The sequence below is a fragment of the Myroides sp. TSA_177.3 genome, from assembly GCF_052691955.1.
Map to the genome: position 1 here is coordinate 1 of NZ_JBQZGD010000050.1, position 3,180 is coordinate 3,180.

The window sequence follows — 3,180 nt, forward strand, 5'->3', positions numbered from 1 at the left end:
ATACGTAAAAGAATTTCCGTCGTAGTTGATGTTACCACCATACGTAGTAAGGTAGTGCTCCAACGCTTCTTGATCTAAAATACGCATCCATTTATCCTGATACCAATAATAGTATCCTGGTGTCATGTCATTTTGGGTGAGCGTATTAAATACCAAAAGGCTATTTTCATAACCATTCCCATCGTCTCCCTTAATCGTTTTGATATCCTGCGTAGAAGTTAAAGCCACTCGAGGAATTAAAATTCCTTTGTCGTTCGAAACGACATCTAGTTCTGATGATACATTAGGTACATGTGTTCCAATACCCGTTTGACTATAAGCTCCCCAAATTGCAATAAAAAAAGCCAGTGTGGTAATTTTCTTTTTCATACTATCTCATATTTTTTATTAAAACTACCTAAATAAATGTTAATAAAATAAACAATCAATCGATTTTAACTATAAAATACAACAAATACGCACATCAAAATATTTTAAACAAAGGAATAATCACAAAACGAGAATCAACAAGTAAACAAAGAACTGGGGGATCACGTATTTTATGTACTTGGGTGAAGTAAAAGAAAGTGGATTGACACAGGATATTTTTGAGCATCCAAAACACGAAATGACCAAGAATTATATCAATGGAGTATTTGGGTAAATAAAATTCTTTTTTCTACCCTAAAAAAAAACAAGGATATAAGTACTATGCTAAACAGTACTTATATCCTTTATTTTTATCTATAGTCCAAGCGTTTTTACTTCGCTATCTAGCGCGAAATAAATTGTTTCTTTGTTCAGTAGCATCTGTTGCATTTTGCATCAATTGTCGAACGACAGGATTACTGATAAAATGAGATTCACAAGTCCCAAATTCTGGGTCTGAGGCGGTATAGACTGAAATTGTTATTGCGGTAGAACACTTCTCTTCAAGCCCTCTAACAGTACCATAATAGGTTCCAGGCGTTACTGCCTCAGGATTAGCAACAGGAATTGTTTCATCTACATCCATCCACCAATCAATTCCCGTACCACCTGGAGGAAGTACAGTTGGTCTAGCATCATTTAAATCAAAAGTAGAACCATTACATATTTTTCTATCGGGTAAAATAGGTGGAATAACGGCTCCATAAAGAGGTATCTTTACAATGTTACTAAAATGGTATCTAGGTCGTGACGTACCATTGCCAAAATATCCCATACTGCCATTCATACTATACCCTACAAAACCAAATTGAGGGAAGCACCGTTTCAGTACGATACTGGTATACACTCCTGTTTCTACAGCTGTGAGGAAATCACTAAACTTTAACTCTTCAGCACCTACTCCAGTCCCAGGCATCAAAGTTGGATCTATCGCAGAATCGCTCCCCTCCCCTAACATACCGTAGGGATTAGCTCCCCAAGCCCATAACTTTCCTTCTTTTGTCAATACATTTACTGCAGTTGAATGATTACCACCATGTTCTGTTGGGCTAATCCATGCTATATTATCCTCTAACTTAAAGGTTACTCCTTCCTTTGTAACAGGTCTTCCCACTACATTATACCAACTATACCGATGAGAATAACCATAATCACCTAACTGTAGCTTCGTATTATCTCCCATACTATACACTCTTCCATTTGTTCCTAAAATATAATAAGAAACCGCCATTGCTGCATTTGCCATACCAATCATTTTGGGTCTTACACCAGCTATTGGGGTCATTAGCGTAGCAAATGGTCGAGACTGTTGTCCTGTATTATCTCCTAAATACGTTCGTGCTCCCCAAGTATATACCTTTCCTTCTGCCGTGAGTGCCATAAAAGAGTCATAGGTTCCACGTACTGCAACAACATTCTCCAAGGGTGTATCTGGAGCTGTACTTACACGATGCCATAAAATATTATTAGCAGCTGTATGTTCTGCACCATCTCCATATTTATCTTTATTATACCCCGACAGTACCCATGCTTGGCCATCGCACGTAACAATAGCGAGACCAAACAGAGTTCCAAACATCATTTTTACTGCAGTCGGTTCCACTCCCTGCGGTAGACCATCTGATTTAAGCTCCCCTTGCCGAACATTGTATGTTCCAATGGATACTTTTCTAAAACTGTTGTGTACAACATTAGAAAAATTTAGAGAAACTAGCGCTGCATAATGTCCCCATATATACAATCCCTCCGTTGTTAATACTGCGAATTGTACTTGTACATCTCCTCCCATAGCAAATTTTAAAATGGAACCGGTTAACTTATGTTCTCCAATTCCATAATTATCCCCATTGAGTTCCAAGGGTGGAGCTATGTTTTCTCCATTTGGCCCTATACTTTGCCCCCACACCATGACTTTCCCATCAGATCCTCTGGCGATTGTTGCATTATAACCACTAACCATATTATCATATTCAATGGTATTAGGATCTGAACTATTTAGATATGTATTTTCATAATTAGGTTCATAAACACAATCTTGTGCATACATTTCAAAACTAGTTCCGAAGAGGAGTACTAGCCATATCACACCTAAAAAAATGCAGGTTGTATACCGATTCATCTCAATCTATTTTTTAATTAAACCTCAATTCTATTTTATGTAAAGGCAAAAAACGAACATCCTATAACAATATTTCGCTTTTTCTTTACTCTATTATTTAATAACAAATACAATATTCATATAGGATGTTGCTGTTGCATTTCCAATGATATCGTATGTTAATACGCCATTATTATTCACTTTTAGATTAGCTAATACTGAGGTATCATAATAGGTAATGTAATAGTCTATTTGATTTTTGTTATAAATCACAATATCAGGTGATGCTGCTCCAGGGTTTTTAATTAATCCGCCCGAATAAGGCATACTCCCTCCTGTTGCTCCATGCGAAATAAAATAGGTCGCATTTGCTGCGCCACCAGTAAATTGATTGACATAATCCTGATATAAATCTCTTTTCAATCCAGTCGCCAAGGTTGAGGTCGCAAAGATGACTGAGGGCATATAAAAGAAACGAGGCACAGCTTTATACTCCACTTTTCCATTTTCTCCTGTCGCAGTAGGAACCATTCCAACCAAAGAAGCTTCGGCATTCATTTTAGAGGCATCCACGGCTTTACTCCCTAATTTAGCTGTAGTAACACCTCCATCTGCAATGCGAATACTTGCAGGAGCCAATAATTTACCTACACCATCTGTTGAGGCGTAAAATT

General features: G+C 37.4%; 1 protein-coding gene and 2 pseudogenes. All 3 read right to left on the reverse strand.

Annotated features, from left to right (window positions below):
• Positions 1–369 (reverse strand): annotated as a pseudogene (locus ACUTSE_RS18065) (hypothetical protein); the annotation flags it as partial.
• Positions 370–748: 379 nt separating this feature from the next.
• Positions 749–2,527 (reverse strand): hypothetical protein, encoded by a 1,779-nt coding sequence (locus ACUTSE_RS18070; protein ID WP_445641260.1) that lies wholly within the window; start codon positions 2,525–2,527, stop codon positions 749–751.
• Positions 2,528–2,620: 93 nt separating this feature from the next.
• Positions 2,621–3,180, reverse strand: a pseudogene (locus ACUTSE_RS18075) (hypothetical protein); the annotation flags it as partial.

Excerpts from the sequence above, each read along its gene's own strand:
- ACUTSE_RS18070 (WP_445641260.1), bottom strand. The coding sequence starts at position 2,527 with ATGAATCGGTATACAACCTGCATTTTTTTAGGTGTGATATGGCTAGTA.